Consider the following 15,433-nt stretch of genomic DNA (forward strand, 5'->3'; position numbering starts at 1 on the left):
CGTTCGCAATTTTATGTCTCAGTTGGGACATGGGCCTGGAAGCGCGAAGGCAGGCACCTGCCGCGTTCTAAACTAGCGGGCTATGGCAAGTGCGCAAAAAAACATCGTCATCCTGATTTCGGGCAGCGGCTCCAACATGGCCGCCATCGCCCGGGCCGCGGACAAAGAAGGCTGGCATGGCAAGTGGGGCGCGCAGGTGGCCGCCGTCATCAGCAACCGGGCGGACGCTGTGGGCCTGGAGCTGGCGCAAAGCCTGGGCATCGCCACCGCCGTGGTGCCGCACAAGGATTTTGCGTCGCGCGAGGCCTTTGACGCTGAATTGATGGCGCGCATTGACGCCCACGCGCCGGCGCTCGTGGTGCTGGCCGGTTTCATGCGCATCCTGACGCCAGGCTTTGTGCAGCACTATGCGGGGCGGCTCATCAACATCCACCCCTCGCTGCTGCCGGCCTTCACCGGCCTCAACACACACCAGCGCGCAATTGACGCCGGCTGCAAGGTGGCGGGCGCGACGGTGCACGAGGTGACGGCCGAACTCGACCATGGCGCCACCCTGGCGCAGGCCGTGGTGCCGGTGCTGCCCGGCGACACGGCAGAGACCCTGGCCGCGCGCGTGCTCACGCAGGAGCACCTGATCTTTCCGCAGGCCGTGCGTGGTTTTTTTGAACGCAAGGCCTGAGGCTTGGCGGCTCGCCGACTGCGGGCTTACTTCTTGTTGCCAGTGATGGTCTTGGAAAAAAGTTGAAACCGAATCTGTTTTGAATCCAGCGAGGCCTGCGCCCCGTATTCATTACAGCCGCTTGAATCATTGTGATTTCGGCTCCTGGCTCAACTTCTTTCAAAGGACTTCACATGCAGACCCAACACAAACTCGCTTCCATCGGCCTCGCGCTGGCACTCTCGCTCACCGCAATTCCTTCGTTCGCGCAAGTCATGGTGGGCGGCGCGCCCATGCTGGCCAGCAAGGACATCATCGACAACGCCGTCAACTCCAAAGACCACACCACCCTGGTCGCGGCGGTCAAGGCTGCGGGCCTGGTCGACACGCTCAAGGGCCCGGGCCCGTTCACGGTGTTCGCGCCCACCAACGCGGCTTTCGCCGCGCTGCCCGCCGGCACGGTGGACACCCTGCTCAAGCCCGAGAACAAAGGCATGCTGACCGGCATCCTGACCTACCACGTGGTGGCCGGAAAATGGGACGCCGCGGCCATCAGCAAGATGATCGCCGACGGCAAGGGCATGGCTTCCATCAAGACGGTGGCCGGCGGCACGCTGGTGGCGAAGTCAGCCGGGGGCAAGGTCACGGTGACCGATGAAAAAGGCGGCGTGGCCACCGTCACCATCGCCGACGTCTACCAGTCCAACGGCGTGATCCACGTCGTCGACAAGGTGCTGCTGCCCAAGTAAAAGGACAGACCTTTTCAGACCCGTGCGCGGCGAGGCCGTGCACGGACTTTGGTGCGTTCGCTCAGCCCTGCTTGAGCAGGTGCAGCGCGGCCTTCACGATGCTGTTGGCATCGACGCTGAAAAACTCGCGCAGCGCGGCGCGTGTGTCGCTGCGGCCGAAGCCGTCGGTGCCCAGGGTCAGGTAGCGCCGGCCTTCCGGCAGGAAGGCGCGGATGCTTTCGGGCACGGCGCGCACATAGTCGGTGGCGGCGACGATGGGGCCGCTGCTGCCCTGCAACTGCTGCGCGACGAAGGCGCCGGCATGCGCTTTGCCTTCAAGCGAATCGTGCTGGCAGGCCGCGCCGTCGCGCGCGAGTTCGCTCCAGCTGGTCACGCTGTACACCGTCGCGGCAATGCCTTGCTGCGTGAGTTGCCGCGCGGCCTTGATGACTTCGGTGAGGATGGCGCCCGAACCCATCAGGGTCACCTCGGCGATTGCCTTCTTGCCGTCGGGCAGGAAGCTGTCGAAGCGGTAGCAGCCGCGGATGATATCGGCCTCCACGCCCGGCCGCAGGTCGGGTTGGGCGTAGTTCTCGTTCATCAGCGTGACGTAATAGAAGACGTCTTTCTGCTCGACCATCATCTCGCGCATGCCGCGATCCAGGATCACGGCGAGCTCGCCGGCGAAGGCCGGATCGTAGGCCTTGCAGTTCGGGATGGTGGCCGCGATCAGGTGGCTGCTGCCGTCCTGGTGCTGCAAGCCTTCGCCGCCCAACGTGGTGCGGCCTGACGTGGCGCCCAGCAGGAAGCCGCGCGCGCGCTGGTCGGCGGCGGCCCAGATCTGGTCGCCCACGCGCTGGAAGCCGAACATGGAGTAATAGATATAGAAGGGCAGCATGGCCAGGCCGTGCACGCTGTAGCTGGTGGCGGCGGCCGTCCAGCTGGCGAGCGCGCCGGCTTCGCTGATGCCTTCTTCGAGGATCTGGCCGTCGAGTGCCTCGCGGTAGCTCAGCACCGAGCCGATGTCTTCGGGCGCATAGCGCTGGCCCACGCTGGAATAAATGCCGACCTGCTTGAACAGGTTGGCCATGCCGAAGGTGCGCGCCTCGTCGGCAACGATGGGCACGATCTTCGGGCCCAGTGCAGCATCTTTGAGCAGGCCGCCCAGCATGCGCACAAAGGCCATGGTGGTGCTCATCTCCTTGCCGTCGGCGGCCAGCGCGAACTGGGCGTAGGAGGGCAGGGCCGGAATGTCCACGACCTCGGCCGCCGTTTCGCGGCGCGGCAGGTAGCCGCCCAGCGCGCTGCGCCTGGCGTGCATGTACTGCATCTCGGCGCTGTCGGCGGCGGGTTTGTAGAAGGCCAGGTTCCTGGCCTGCTCGTCGCTCAGGGGCAGGTTGAAGCGGTTGCGGAATTCGATGAGGTCCTCGCCGTCGAATTTTTTCTGCGAATGCGTGGTCATGCGACCCTGGCCGGCGCTGCCCATGCCGTAGCCTTTTTTGGTGTGCGCCAGGATCACGGTGGGCTGGCCCTGGTGGTTGGCGGCTGCGGCATAAGCGGCGTGGATTTTCACCAGGTCGTGGCCGCCGCGTTTCAAACGGTCGATCTGCTCATCCGTCATGCCCTGGGCCAGCCGCGCCAACTCGGCGTTCTGGCCGAAAAAGTTGTCGCGGTTGAAGCGGCCGTCTTTGGCGGCAAAGGTCTGCATCTGGCCGTCCACCGTCTGCGCAAAAGCCTGCGTCAGCGCGCCGGTGAGGTCGCGCGCGAAGAGGCCGTCCCAGTCGCTGCCCCAGACCAGCTTGATGACGTTCCAGCCGGCGCCGGCAAACAGTTTTTCCAGCTCGTCGATGATGCGGCCGTTGCCGCGCACCGGGCCGTCCAGGCGTTGCAGGTTGCAGTTGACGACCCAGACCATGTTGTCCAGGCCCTCGCGCGCGGCCAGGGTCAGCGCGCTCATGGATTCGGGCTCGTCCATCTCGCCGTCGCCGAACACGCCCCAGACCTTGCGGCCCGTGCAGTCCAGCAAACGCCGGTGCGTGAGGTAGCGCATGAAGCGCGCGTGGTAGATGGAGCTGATGGGGCCTATGCCCATGGAGCCGGTCGGGAACTGCCAGAAGTCCGGCATCAGGTAAGGGTGCGGATAGCTGCACAGGCCTTGCGCGCCCTGGCTGGGCGCCGTGAGTTCCTGGCGGTAAAAGCCCAGGTCTTTTTCGCCGAGGCGGCCTTCGAGGTAGGCGCGCGCATACACACCGGGCGCGCTGTGCGGCTGGAAGAACACCAGGTCGCCGCGGTGCTGGCCTTCGGCCACGCCTTCACGCGCGCGGAAAAAATGGTTGAAGCCGGTCTCAAACAAATCGGCCGCGCTGGCGTAGCTGGCGATGTGGCCGCCGAGCTCGGCCGAGCCGCCGGTTTCGGCCTGGTTGGCGCGCACCACCATGGCCAGCGCATTCCAGCGCATCAGCGAGGCCAGGCGCTCTTCCATCGCGAGGTCGCCGGGGAACACCGGCTGCTCGTCCACGGCGATGGTGTTCATATAGGGCGTGGCCAGCTCGGGCTGCCAGCCTATGCGCTGCTTGCGGGCGACGCGGCTCAGTTCATGGAGCATGTGCCGCGCGCGGGCCGGGCCGTGGGTCAGGGCCAGCGCCTCAAAGGCTTCACGCCATTCGGCGGTTTCCTGCGGGTCGGGATCGGCCGGCGTGGCGGCCTGCATCAGCAAATGGTGGGGGGTGGAATCGTTCATGGCAGAACCACTGTACGCAGCTTTGCCCGGAAGGTGTTGCCTCAATATCGGGTTTTCAGGGGATTCAAAAGCATAAAATGCCGTGAAAATACGATTTAACAGATTAAAAACATGATGAACCTCGACAGCCTTGATTTAAAGATCCTGGATGAATTGCAGCGCGACGGCTCGCTGTCTAACGTCGAGCTGTCGCGGCGCGTGCACCTGAGCCCGTCGCCGTGCCTGGCGCGCGTCAAGGCGCTGGAGGCCGGCGGCGTCATAGACCGCTACGTGGCGATTGCCAATGCCGCCGCCTTGGGTTTGGGCCTCAACGTGTTCATCTCGATCAGCCTGCGCACGCAAAGCAAGGAGTCGCTGGCCGACTTTGAGCGCCGCATTGCCGAGCACGACCAGGTGATGGAGTGCTATTTGATGTCGGGCGACAGCGACTATTTGATTCGCGTGGCGGTGGCCGACATAGGCGCGCTGGAAAAATTCATCCTTGAGCAGCTGTCGCCGATTTCCGGCATCGAGAAAATCCGCTCGAGTTTTGCGCTCAAGCAGGTCAGGTACAAGACGGCCCTGCCCTTGCCTGTGCGCTGACCGGGCTGTCAGCGCCCCGGGGAGGGTCAGGATGTGCCCTGTTCGCGGGCCAATGAGGGATGCGAGATTTCAATCGCATTGATTTTGGCCAGCAGGTCTTCGCGCCGGCTGCCGTCTTCCCCCGCGCTGCTGCCGGGCTCCAGCGGCGAATCAACAAACTGCACCGGTTTTTTGGTTCCGGAGGCCATGTGGTGCAGGCGGATTTTCAGCGCGTCGGTCACTTCCGCGGGCGCCTGCTCGCGGGGCGTGTCGTGCCAGATGGCGATGTGCAGGATGAAGGCGTTCGCATCGCCGAGTTTTTCAGAGGCGCGAATGCAGTCGGCCAGGATTTTGGTGGCCACCTCGGAGAGCGCGGCGCGGCTGATGGGGCCTTCGACCAGCATCATGAAGTGGTTTTCGTCACAGCGCGCTACAGTGTCCACGTCGCGCGCGGCCCGGCGCAGGATTTCGCCGATGCGCGACAGCGCGGCGCCGCGTTTCTGGTCGCCCGGCTCGTCATGGCTGGGGGCCTGGTTGAGCCAGTGCAGCATCAGCACGCCGCAGGCCGACTTCTGCCGGCGGGCGCGCAGCAGCGTCAGCGGCAGCCGGGCTTCGATGATGCGTGGCAGCATCAGGCCGCTGGCCGCGTCATAGGTCGCCAATGCGGCGCCCCGGTGGTTGGAAAACAGCGCGGCCCGGCTGCGCCATGCGAGCACCCCGAAAATCCAGAGCAGGCCGACCATGGCCGACAGCACCCCGCCGGCCTGGGCCGATTCGACGTTCAGCACCCAGCCCGCGTTGTAGGAAAGCCGCGCCAGCGCGGCCAGCCCGATGGGCGCCGCGCCCAGCAGCAACAGCAGGTTCCAGGTCTGGCCGCGCAGCGACATCCACAGCAGGCTGACCAGGATGGTCACGGTGGAAAACGCCAGCCACAGGTTGCGCAGCTCGCGCGGCACGAATTCCAGGCTGACCATCATCACGGCGGTCATTAGCAAACTGCCCGCCGCGACCACGGCCAGCAGCCGGTAGATGCGCGGGTGGCCGTCCCGGGCGTAAACGGCCTGGGCGCAGAACCAGGCGGCGGCCGCCATGGTCAAGGTGGAGGCGACCCAGCCCATGACCTGGTTGAGGTGCACGCTGTAGGGCCAGATCCGCCAGCCGCCGTAGCCGATCAGCACCAGCTGCGTGAACATCAGCGTGACCACCACGGCGCCGAACCACAGGAACACCTTGTTGCGCGCCATGACGAACGCGGCCAGGCACAGCACGGCCAGCACGCTGAACATGCCCCACATCAGGCCTATGACCACGCCGACCCGCGAGGCGCCGTCGATGTATTCGATGGGCGTGAGCAGCATGGGCCGCTCGGTGATGGGCCGGCGGTGTTCGAAGCGCAGGTAATAGGCCTGCGGCTGGTCGGCGTGCGATTGCAGCTCAAAGCTCGGCACACGGGTGCGCAAGGCCCAGTGGGCGGGGGCTACGGCTTCGCCTGCGAACTGGGCCTGCCAGTTTCCTTGCGCGTCGCGCGCGTAAAGACTCACCTTGAAGATCGCCTGGGCGGGCAGCCGGATGTACCAAGTCTGCAGGTTGTCGGTGACCGGGAGGGCAAAGCTGGCCCAGACTTCCTGCTTGTCGGAGGTGGGAAGAATAGTGTCGTCGGTATAGGGCTGGAAAGCCTGCTTGGCGGCGGCCGCGAATTCGGCGGTGCTGAAGGCGTCGGGCGAAGTGACCGAATCCTTGGGGACCGCGATCCATTGCAACGGCTGGGCCAGCGTGATATTGGGGCTGTTTTCGTACAGGCGGTCAAACACCTGTGCATGGCTTGCGCCAAGAAAGGCGCAGAGCACGATGAAGAAGAAGCCGTGCAGGCTTGCTTTGAGGGACATGGGCATAGCTTATGGCAAAAGGGCGCGCGCCCCCGGCCGGCGGCTTCGCAATTCAGGCAATTTGTTCCGTGGACAGCTTTCCAGGCTTCCTAGACCGGGATCACCGTGGTCTCGAACACCTCCTTGAGGCAGACAAAGGTGCGGATCTGCCGCACGCCCGGCAGGCCGATCAGCTGCGCCGCGTGCAGTTCGTTGAAGGAGTCGATGCTCTGGATGCGCAGCTTCACGAAGTAATCGAACTCGCCGGTGACCAGTTGCACTTCCAGGCAGCCGGTGAGGCCGGCCACGGCTTTTTCGAAGGCCGCGAAGGAATCTGTGGTGGAGCGGTCCAGCACCACACCGATGATGACCAGCCCGTTGTAGCCCAGCGCGCGCGGGTTCGCCAGTGCCACCATCTTGCGGATCAACCCGGCTTCCTTGAGCCTGGCCACGCGCCGCGAACAGGCAGGCGGGCTGAGGCTGGTTTTTTCCGCCAGCTCGATGTTGGGCAGGGATGCGTCCTGCTGCAGCAGCTTGAGGAGCTTGCGGTCTATGCGGTCCAGGGTGTTTTCCATTGAGGGATTGTACAAATATTGTTCAAAAATCAGAATTTATGGAATTTATTAGAGAATTCACCGAAAGGAGGATTTTTAAAGCCAATTAATGAAATAAGTAAGCAACTCATTGCAGGAGTGCCTGGCTACGATTTGATGCACGAAAGCTTCAAATCTTCACCTCAACCGGAACCATTGCCCATGTCCACCTCGCTCCAGCACCCCCTCCAATATCCGCTCCAGCTCCAGAAATTCCCCCGGCATTCGCTGACGTTCGGCCCCACGCCCATCCAGCCGCTCAAGCGCCTGAGCGCCCACCTGGGCGGCAAGGTCGAGCTGTATGCCAAGCGCGAGGACTGCAACAGCGGCCTGGCTTTCGGCGGCAACAAGACGCGCAAGCTGGAATACCTGATTCCCGAAGCGCTGGCGCAGGGCTGCGACACGCTGGTGTCCATAGGCGGCATCCAGTCCAACCAGACGCGGCAGGTGGCGGCCGTGGCCGCGCACCTGGGCATGAAGTGTGTGCTGGTGCAGGAGAACTGGGTCAATTATTCGGATGCGGTGTACGACCGCGTCGGCAACATCGAGATGTCGCGCATCATGGGCGCCGACGTGCGACTGGACGCCGCCGGTTTCGACATCGGCATACGCCCCAGCTGGGAGCAGGCCATGGACGACGTGCGCGAGGCCGGCGGCAAGCCCTTCCCGATTCCCGCGGGGTGCTCGGAGCATCCGTACGGCGGCCTGGGTTTTGTCGGCTTTGCCGAGGAAGTGCGCGCGCAGGAGGCCGAACTCGGCTTCCAGTTCGACTACATCGTGGTCTGTTCCGTCACGGGCAGCACGCAGGCCGGCATGGTTGTGGGCTTCGCGGCCGACGGCCGGGCCGACCGGGTGATCGGCATAGACGCTTCGGCCAAGCCCGAAAAAACCAGCGCGCAAATTTTGCGCATCGCGCAGAACACCGCGAAGCTGGTAGAGCTGGGCAGGGCCATCACCGACAAAGACATCGTGCTCGACACACGCTACGGCGGCCCCGAATACGGCCTGCCCAATGAGGGCACGCTGGAGGCGATACGCCTGTGCGCGCGCCAGGAGGGCATGCTGACCGACCCGGTGTACGAGGGCAAGTCCATGCACGGCATGATCGACAAAGTCCGGCGCGGCGAGTTTCCGGCCGGCTCGCGTGTGCTGTATGCGCACCTGGGCGGCGTGCCGGCGCTCAATGCCTACAGTTTTATCTTCCGCAACGGTTGAATGCGATGGCCGCACCCGTATTGCCGCTTGCATTGGGCCCGGACTTCAGCGCCGGCCTGCAGGCGCTGGTTCTGGCGGCCGCGCAGGACGGCCAAGCTGGCCCGCTGAAATCAGCCCTGGACGACCCGGCGGTGCACACGCTGGTGCTGGCACTGCGACTGGGTGACCCGCCGGCGGCAGTGCTGGCCGCTTGCCTCACCGCGCCGGGCGCGTTTGCGCAGTGGCTTGACCTGTCTTGCATATAGAGAGATCCATGCTGCGGCCATGAAAAAAGCCCGGCGAGAACCGGGCTTTGTTGCGGGCGCCTGGAAACTCAAGGCTTGTTTTTGCTCATCCAGTCCGCCTGGAAGGCGTCCTTGGCGATTTTGTATTTCTTGCAGTAAGGGCCTGCCTTGGCATCCAGCTTCACGGACGCGACGGCCTTGCCGTCAAGCAGCGGGGCGGCGCAATCCTGCCAGACCTTTTTGCCGGCGGGCGCGTCCTTGGCCTGTGAGAAACCCGCGGCTTCACAGGCGATAAAGACCGGCGCGCAGGGATCGGGCGTGTCATAGGCGTGGCCGAGGACAGGCGCGAGGGCGGCGGAAAAAGCGATGAGGGTGCTGAGCAATTTCATGGTCTGTGAACCTGGAAGTGGAAGCCCCACTATAAAGTTGGCGCGGTATTTTGTAATGACTTCTGGTTAACTTTTCGTCGGGGTTTTCCCAACATTCCCGCCTCCCGCAGGATAAAACGCCGGGCTCGCGATATCGCCATGTCATGGCGGCGTCACATCGGCTGGCGACCATGCGTCTTCCTTCAACCACGGGTGACACATGTTTTCTTCTGACACGACCGGCACTGCCTGCGCTATGCCGAAGCGCAAAACCGGCCTGCTTTCTTCCCTCGTGCTGGCCTTGCTGGCTTCTCATGTTGCGGTGCTCGCGCAGGTGCCCGCAGCCGGCGTATTTCCCGCCACCCTGGCCGGTCATGTCGTGATGCCCGCCAAGTCCTTCGTCGCCGCGCCCAAGGACGCTCCGCAAGACCTGCAGGTCAGCGGCAAGTTCAGCAACGGCCAGCGCACCGAGGCGCTGGGCACGGTGGAAGGCATGTCGGCCGGCCGCCCGACCGGCGTGTCGCTGCCCTTCAAGGGCCAGCCGCTGCAAGGCCATTCAGGCATCAAGAAGATGGCCGACGGCAGCTTCTGGATACTCACAGACAACGGCTTCGGCGCCAAGGCGAACTCGCCCGACTCCATGCTCTACCTGAACCACTACAAGGTGGATTTCAAGGCCGGCACCATGAAGAAGCTGGAAACGGTTTTCCTGCATGACCCGGACAAAAAGGTGCCGTTTCGCGTCGTCCACGAGGGCACGAAAAAGCGCTACCTGACGGGCAGCGACTTTGACACCGAAAGCTTCCAGTTCGCCGGCGGTTCGCTGTGGATAGGCGACGAGTTCGGCCCCTACCTGATCAAGGCCGACCTTAAAGGCAAAGTGCAGGCGGTGTTTGAAACCCTGGTGGACGGCAAGGTCGTGCGTTCGCCCGACCATCCCGCAGTGACCACGCCCGGCGCCCCCGGCGGCGCGGTCGACTTCCAGGTCAAGCGCTCCAAGGGTTTTGAAGGCATGGCCTCGTCGAAGGACGGCAGCAAGCTCTACGCCCTGCTCGAAGGCCCGGTGTGGAATGCCGAGGCCAAAGACTATGAACGTGTGGCCGGCAAGGAAGCCCTGCGCGTGCTGGAGTTCGACGTGCAGGCCGGCAAATGGAGCGGCCGCTCGTGGATGTACCCGCTGGAAGCCAACGGCAACGCCATCGGTGACTTCAACATGATCGACGCCACCACGGGCCTGATCATCGAACGCGACAACGGCGAAGGCACGGCCGACAAGGCCTGCCCGGAAGGCCAGAAGCGCACCGACTGCTTCCACGACATCGCCAAATTCAAGCGCGTCTACAAGATTGAAATGACGGACGCCAACGTGGGCGGGCCGGTGCGCAAGGTGGGTTACATCGACCTGCTGAACATCGCCGACCCGCAGAAGCTGGCGCGCAAGCCGCTGAACGAGGGCGTGCTCAAGTTCCCCTTCTTCACGATTGAAAACGTGGACGTGGTGGACGCGACGCACATCGTGGTCGGCAACGACAACAACCTGCCGTTTTCCAGCAGCCGCGAGCCCAACAAGGCCGACGACAACGAACTGATCCTGCTGGAAGTCGGCGAGCTTCTGAACGCCAAATAAATCGGCACAAAAAATTACGGGCGTCAGTCGCTATCCAGGGGATAGCTTCTGACGCCCGTTTTGCGTCTGGATGGGCGAGAGAGGCGCCGCTTACATCTTGGACTGGAACACCAGGCCCGCGTGCTCACGCAGCGCGTGGAACTTGATCTTGGGCCATTGCTGTTCCACGGCGCGCAGGGTGGCGCTGTGGTCCACCAACAGCGTGGGCGCATCGACGGCGTCCAGCGCCACGCGGTGGGCGTTGGCATCCATGAATTTCTTCAGTTCATTCGGGTCTTCCGACGTGACCCAGCGCGCCAGGTTGAAGTTGCTGGCCATGATGCGGGCCTTCACGCCGTATTCGTGTTCGAGGCGGTGAGCGACCACTTCAAACTGCAGCTGGCCGACCGCGCCCAGCAGCAGCAGGGAGCCGGCAATCGGGCGGAACACCTGGATCGCGCCTTCTTCGCCGAGCTGCGTGAGGCCGGCGCGCAGCTGCTTGCTGCGCAGCGGGTCGGCCACCTCGACGGCACGGAACATCTCGGGCGCGAAAAAGGGCAAGCCGGTGAACTGCAGCGCTTCACCTTCGGTCAGCGTGTCGCCCAGCTGCAGCACGCCGTGGTTGGGGATGCCGATGATGTCGCCGGCAAAGGCGGTGTCCAGCAGTTCGCGGCGCTGGCTCATGAAACTCACCACGGTGTTGGGCCGCAGTTCCTTGCCGCTGCGCACCACCTTCAGGCGCATGCCGCGGGTGAATTCGCCGCTGGCCACGCGCAGGAAGGCGATGCGGTCGCGGTGGGCCGGGTCCATATTGGCCTGGATCTTGAACACCACGCCGGAGAATTTTTTCTCCTCGGGGTGCACCACGCGCTGGATGGCTTCGCGGTCGGAAGGCGCGGGCGCCAGGTCGACCAGCGCGTCCAGCACTTCCTGCACGCCGAAGTTGTTGATGGCTGAGCCGAAGAACATGGGCGTCTGCTTGCCGGCCAGGAATTCGGCGCGGTTGAATTCGGGCGTGGCGCCGGCCACCAGTTCGATCTCGCCCTGGGCCTGCGTGTATTCGGCGCCGAAGCGTTTGGCGGCTTCGGCGTTGTCCAGTCCTGCGAGGATTTCATCGTCGCCGCCGGCTTTTTCCTCGCCGGGGCTGAAGACGCGCATGCGGTCTTCGCGCCTGTCGTAGACGCCGTGGAACAGCTTGCCCATGCCGACCGGCCAGGTGAAGGGAATGACCGTCATGCCGAGTTCGCGCTCGATCTCGTCCATCACGCTCATCGGGTCCTGCACCTCGCGGTCCATCTTGTTGACGAAAGTCAGGATGGGCGTGTTGCGCGCGCGGCAGACCTGCAGCAGGCGGCGAGTCTGCGGTTCGACGCCGTTGGCCGCGTCGATCACCATCAGCGCCGCGTCCACGGCGGTCAGCACGCGGTAGGTGTCTTCCGAGAAATCCTGGTGGCCGGGGGTGTCAAGCAGGTTGATGACGCAGTCGCGGTATTCCATCTGCATGACCGAGCTGGCGACCGAGATGCCGCGCTGCTTTTCGATTTCCATCCAGTCGGAGGTGGCGTGGCGCGCAGCCTTGCGCGCCTTGACGCTGCCGGCGATCTGGATCGCACCCGAGAACAGCAGCAGTTTTTCGGTCAGCGTGGTTTTACCCGCGTCGGGGTGGGAGATGATGGCAAACGTGCGGCGGCGTTTGACTTGCTTTTCAATTTCGGTGGGTTCGGACATAACCCACGATTATCGGTGAGATGGCCCCCACGCTCCGCCGCTACGCGGGTCGCTGCCCCCCGAGGGGGCTGGCCTTGCTTGGGGCGGCCCGGCGCTGCGGCCGCTGCTTACCGTGGATGTCCGCCGTGCTTAACTGGGCTGCCGCGCGAAACGCGGCTGTTTTATGCCATCGATGACCACCTCTTCATTGAACATGGCGGCGGGCCGCACCCACAGGCCTTTTTCGCCGTAGAGCGCGCGGTACAGCGTCATCGGCTCCAGGCTTTCGCTGTGGCGCACGGTGCCCACCACTTCGTAAAGCATGCCTTTGTAGTGGCGGTACAGGCCGGGCGGGGTTTCTATCAGGGGCGGCAGGGCTTCTGCGGGGGGGGCGGACATAGATCGATGGCTGCGGTGAAGGGGCTTTAAAAAGGCTGCGGCGGAACCGGAGTGGGACAATGGGGGCTATGCATCCTAAAGCCTTACTCGACAGTTGTTCCGAGCTTCTCAAGCAGGTCCTCAAATTTGATCACCCCGCCGACATGGTGGTGTCGCGCTTTTTCCGCGACTACCGACTGGGCCCGCGCGAGCGCGCCACCGTCGCAGAAACCATTTACGGCGTGCTGCGCAAGAAAAACCTCTATACCTATCTGGCCCAGCACGGCAGCGGCCCGCCGGAGCGACGCCTGGCCATCCTCGGCTTTGCCACGGACCGCGACTTCCTGCTGGGCGCGCTGACTGACCAGGAAAAAGACTGGCTGTCGCGTTGCGACCAAGTCAAGCCGACGGACCTGATGGAATTGCACTGCCACAACCTGCCGCAATGGCTGGTCGATCCGCTCAAGGAGCAGCTCGGCGAGGACTTCTGGCCGCTGGTCGAAAGCCTCAATGCGCCGGCCGGGCTGGATTTGCGCGTCAACACGCTCAAGGACAAGCGGGCCGAGGTCCAGAAAGAACTCTCCAAAGCCGGCATCAAGACCGTCGCCACGCCGTTTTCGCCCTGGGGCTTGCGCATAGACGGCAAACCCCAGCTGGCCAAACTCGACGCTTTCATGCGCGGCGCCATTGAAGTGCAGGACGAGGGCTCGCAGCTACTGGCTCTGCTGGTTGACGCCAAGCGCGGTGAAATGGTGGTTGATTTTTGCGCCGGCGCCGGCGGCAAGACGCTGGCTCTGGGCGCATCCATGCGCAACACCGGCCGGCTGTATGCCTTCGACACCTCCGGCCACAGGCTGGATGCGCTCAAACCCCGGCTGGCCCGCAGCGGCCTGTCGAATGTGCATCCTGTCGCCATCGCCCATGAGCGTGATGACCGCATCAAGCGCCTTGCCGGCAAGATAGACCGGGTGCTGGTCGATGCGCCATGCTCGGGCCTGGGCACCTTGCGGCGCAATCCCGACCTCAAATGGCGGCAAAGCCCCAAGGCCATTGAAGAGCTCACCGCCAAGCAAACCGCGATTTTGCAGAGCGCCGCGCGGCTGTTAAAGCCCGGCGGCCGGCTGGTTTATGCCACCTGCAGCGTCTTGCGCGAAGAAAACGAGGCCATCGCCGAAGCCTTCAGCGCGGCCAATAAAGAGTTCAACGTCCTTGAAACCGGGCCTTTGTTGACCCATCTGGGGGTGGAACATGCGGAAAAACTTTGCCGCGGGCCCTATCTGCGCCTCTGGCCATACCTGCACCAGACGGACGGCTTTTTCGCCGCAGTATGGCAAAAGTCCTGATATTTTTGCCAGCAAAAGACGACAGATAAGCGACGGTTACATATTTATTCGTGATTTTTCGCACTGAATTGACCCTTCGCCGTGTCGCCCAAGCGGCTTGGTATTTACAGGGTATCGCCTTACAATAATGTGTTGTCTGGTGCAGCGCCTGGAGACAGATTTGGATAGGCGACTGGTGCAGATTGTTTAAAGGACTTCTATGATCTTTTTTGATGCCGCCCTCGACTGGCTGGCTAACGGATTGCTCGCCGCCAGCTGGTGGCAAATCGTGCTGTACACCCTGGTGACCACCCACATCACCATCGCCAGCGTGACGATTTACCTGCACCGCCACCAGGCGCACCGAGCCATGGACCTGCACGCCATCCCCTCGCATTTCTTCCGTTTCTGGCTCTGGCTGGGCACGGGCCAGGTGACCAAGGAATGGGTGTCCATCCACCGCAAGCACCACGCCAAATGCGAAACCATTGAAGATCCGCACAGCCCCCAGGCCCACGGCATCAAAAAGGTGTTCTGGGAAGGCGCCGAACTGTATCGCGCCGAAAGCAAGAACAAGGAAACCATGACCAAGTACGGCCATGGCACGCCGAACGACTGGGTGGAGCGCAATGTCTACACCCGCTACAGCTGGCAAGGCGTGGGCCTGATGATGATCATCGACCTGGCTTTCTTCGGCGTGGCCGGCCTCGCGGTCTGGGCTGTCCAGATGGCCTGGATTCCCGTGACGGCAGCCGGCATCATCAACGGCATCGGCCACTACTGGGGCTATCGCAATTTTGAAGCTCAAGACGCCAGCACCAATATTTCGCCCTGGGGCATCATGATCGGCGGCGAAGAGCTGCATAACAACCATCACACCTACCCGACGTCGGCCAAGTTCTCGGTCAAGCCCTATGAATTCGACATCGGCTGGGTTTACATCCGCGCCCTGGAAAAGGTAGGCCTGGCTTCCGTGAAGAAGGTCCCGCCCAAGCTGCAACTGGGTTCCATCCAGCCTGTGGCTGACGAGAAAACGCTGGAAGCGCTGATTGCCCACCGCTACGAAGTGATGGCCGGTTTCGCGCGCGAACTGCGCCGTGCCGGCAAGGCTGAAATCGAAGTGCTGAAGGCCAAAAAAGCCGATGTGTCCGTGCTGCGCGCGGCCAACCGCTGGCTGCACCGTGACGACGACAAGGTGCCGGCGGCCGCCAAGCCGCAGTTGGCCCAGGCCCGTGCCGAACACCCCGTGCTCGACAAGATGGTCACCATGCGCGAAGAGCTTCGCCAGATGTGGATGAGCACCTCGGCCTCCCGCGAACAGCTGGCGACCGACCTGCAGGCCTGGTGCCACCGCGCGGAAGAAAGCGGCATTGCCGCCCTGCGCGAGTTCTCCATGAAGCTGCGCGCTGCACGTACCTGATTAACGCGTCCGCCGGCTCCGGCCGGCGTACCGATTCCTCAAAACGCC

General features: G+C 63.6%; 14 protein-coding genes. 8 read left to right on the top strand and 6 right to left on the bottom strand.

All coding sequences use genetic code 11. The annotated features are described in order from the left end of the window. Positions 1–82: 82 nt before the first annotated feature. Positions 83–679, top strand: coding sequence for a phosphoribosylglycinamide formyltransferase (gene purN / locus ACLV8F_RS10220; RefSeq protein ID WP_411884116.1), 597 nt, complete (start codon positions 83–85; stop codon positions 677–679). Positions 680–852: 173 nt separating this feature from the next. Next, the gene (locus ACLV8F_RS10225; RefSeq protein WP_411884117.1) at positions 853–1,407 is read left to right on the top strand and encodes a fasciclin domain-containing protein; all 555 of its coding nucleotides are present in this window, start codon (positions 853–855) and stop codon (positions 1,405–1,407) included. A gap of 61 nt (positions 1,408–1,468) precedes the next feature. On the opposite strand, the gene mdeB is transcribed toward ACLV8F_RS10225, so the two are convergent. Further along, on the bottom strand, positions 1,469–4,126 hold the full coding sequence (gene mdeB / locus ACLV8F_RS10230; RefSeq protein ID WP_411884118.1) for an alpha-ketoglutarate dehydrogenase: 2,658 nt from the start codon (positions 4,124–4,126) through the stop codon (positions 1,469–1,471). 114 nt (positions 4,127–4,240) lie between these two features. On the opposite strand from mdeB, the gene ACLV8F_RS10235 reads away from it, so the two are divergent. Continuing rightward, the gene (locus ACLV8F_RS10235; RefSeq protein ID WP_411884119.1) at positions 4,241–4,708 is read left to right on the top strand and encodes an Lrp/AsnC family transcriptional regulator; all 468 of its coding nucleotides are present in this window, start codon (positions 4,241–4,243) and stop codon (positions 4,706–4,708) included. A 26-nt stretch (positions 4,709–4,734) separates the two neighbouring features. Here ACLV8F_RS10235 and ACLV8F_RS10240 read toward each other — a convergent pair whose 3' ends face one another. Continuing rightward, positions 4,735–6,573: a 7TM diverse intracellular signaling domain-containing protein gene (locus ACLV8F_RS10240; protein ID WP_411884120.1), complete on the bottom strand. Its 1,839-nt coding sequence runs from the start codon at positions 6,571–6,573 to the stop codon at positions 4,735–4,737. A gap of 89 nt (positions 6,574–6,662) precedes the next feature. Beyond that, on the bottom strand, positions 6,663–7,127 hold the full coding sequence (locus tag ACLV8F_RS10245) for an Lrp/AsnC family transcriptional regulator (RefSeq protein WP_411884121.1): 465 nt from the start codon (positions 7,125–7,127) through the stop codon (positions 6,663–6,665). Positions 7,128–7,307: 180 nt separating this feature from the next. Here ACLV8F_RS10245 and ACLV8F_RS10250 point away from each other — a divergent pair, with 180 nt between their 5' ends. Both ACLV8F_RS10250 and ACLV8F_RS10255 read left to right on the top strand, forming a co-directional pair. Then, positions 7,308–8,360, top strand: a complete 1,053-nt coding sequence (locus tag ACLV8F_RS10250; protein ID WP_411884122.1) for a 1-aminocyclopropane-1-carboxylate deaminase — start codon at positions 7,308–7,310, stop codon at positions 8,358–8,360. 5 nt (positions 8,361–8,365) lie between these two features. After that, positions 8,366–8,605 carry a hypothetical protein gene (locus ACLV8F_RS10255; RefSeq protein ID WP_411884123.1) on the top strand — a complete coding sequence of 80 codons (240 nt, stop codon included), beginning with the start codon at positions 8,366–8,368 and terminating at the stop codon, positions 8,603–8,605. Between the two features lie 68 nt (positions 8,606–8,673). Here the strand turns inward: ACLV8F_RS10255 and ACLV8F_RS10260 are convergent, their stop codons facing one another. Next, positions 8,674–8,973, bottom strand: a complete 300-nt coding sequence (locus tag ACLV8F_RS10260; protein ID WP_411884124.1) for a hypothetical protein — start codon at positions 8,971–8,973, stop codon at positions 8,674–8,676. A 235-nt stretch (positions 8,974–9,208) separates the two neighbouring features. Here ACLV8F_RS10260 and ACLV8F_RS10265 point away from each other — a divergent pair, with 235 nt between their 5' ends. Then, positions 9,209–10,579, top strand: coding sequence for an esterase-like activity of phytase family protein (locus ACLV8F_RS10265; protein ID WP_411884125.1), 1,371 nt, complete (start codon positions 9,209–9,211; stop codon positions 10,577–10,579). Between the two features lie 90 nt (positions 10,580–10,669). Here the strand turns inward: ACLV8F_RS10265 and ACLV8F_RS10270 are convergent, their stop codons facing one another. Both ACLV8F_RS10270 and ACLV8F_RS10275 read right to left on the bottom strand, forming a co-directional pair. After that, entirely contained in the window at positions 10,670–12,286 is a 1,617-nt protein-coding gene (locus ACLV8F_RS10270) for a peptide chain release factor 3 (protein WP_411884126.1), read from the bottom strand. A 129-nt stretch (positions 12,287–12,415) separates the two neighbouring features. Then, a complete protein-coding gene (locus ACLV8F_RS10275; RefSeq protein ID WP_411884127.1) occupies positions 12,416–12,664 on the bottom strand; it encodes a DUF1653 domain-containing protein in 249 nt (82 codons plus the stop codon). 68 nt (positions 12,665–12,732) lie between these two features. Between ACLV8F_RS10275 and ACLV8F_RS10280 the strand changes: the two genes are divergently transcribed. Then, positions 12,733–13,986: an RsmB/NOP family class I SAM-dependent RNA methyltransferase gene (locus ACLV8F_RS10280; RefSeq protein WP_411884128.1), complete on the top strand. Its 1,254-nt coding sequence runs from the start codon at positions 12,733–12,735 to the stop codon at positions 13,984–13,986. Between the two features lie 199 nt (positions 13,987–14,185). Next, the gene (locus ACLV8F_RS10285) at positions 14,186–15,385 is read left to right on the top strand and encodes a fatty acid desaturase (RefSeq protein WP_411884129.1); all 1,200 of its coding nucleotides are present in this window, start codon (positions 14,186–14,188) and stop codon (positions 15,383–15,385) included. The last annotated feature ends 48 nt before the right edge of the window (positions 15,386–15,433 follow it).

It is taken from the genome of Polaromonas sp. YR568 (genome assembly GCF_943369675.1).
Lineage (GTDB): Bacteria > Pseudomonadota > Gammaproteobacteria > Burkholderiales > Burkholderiaceae_C > Polaromonas.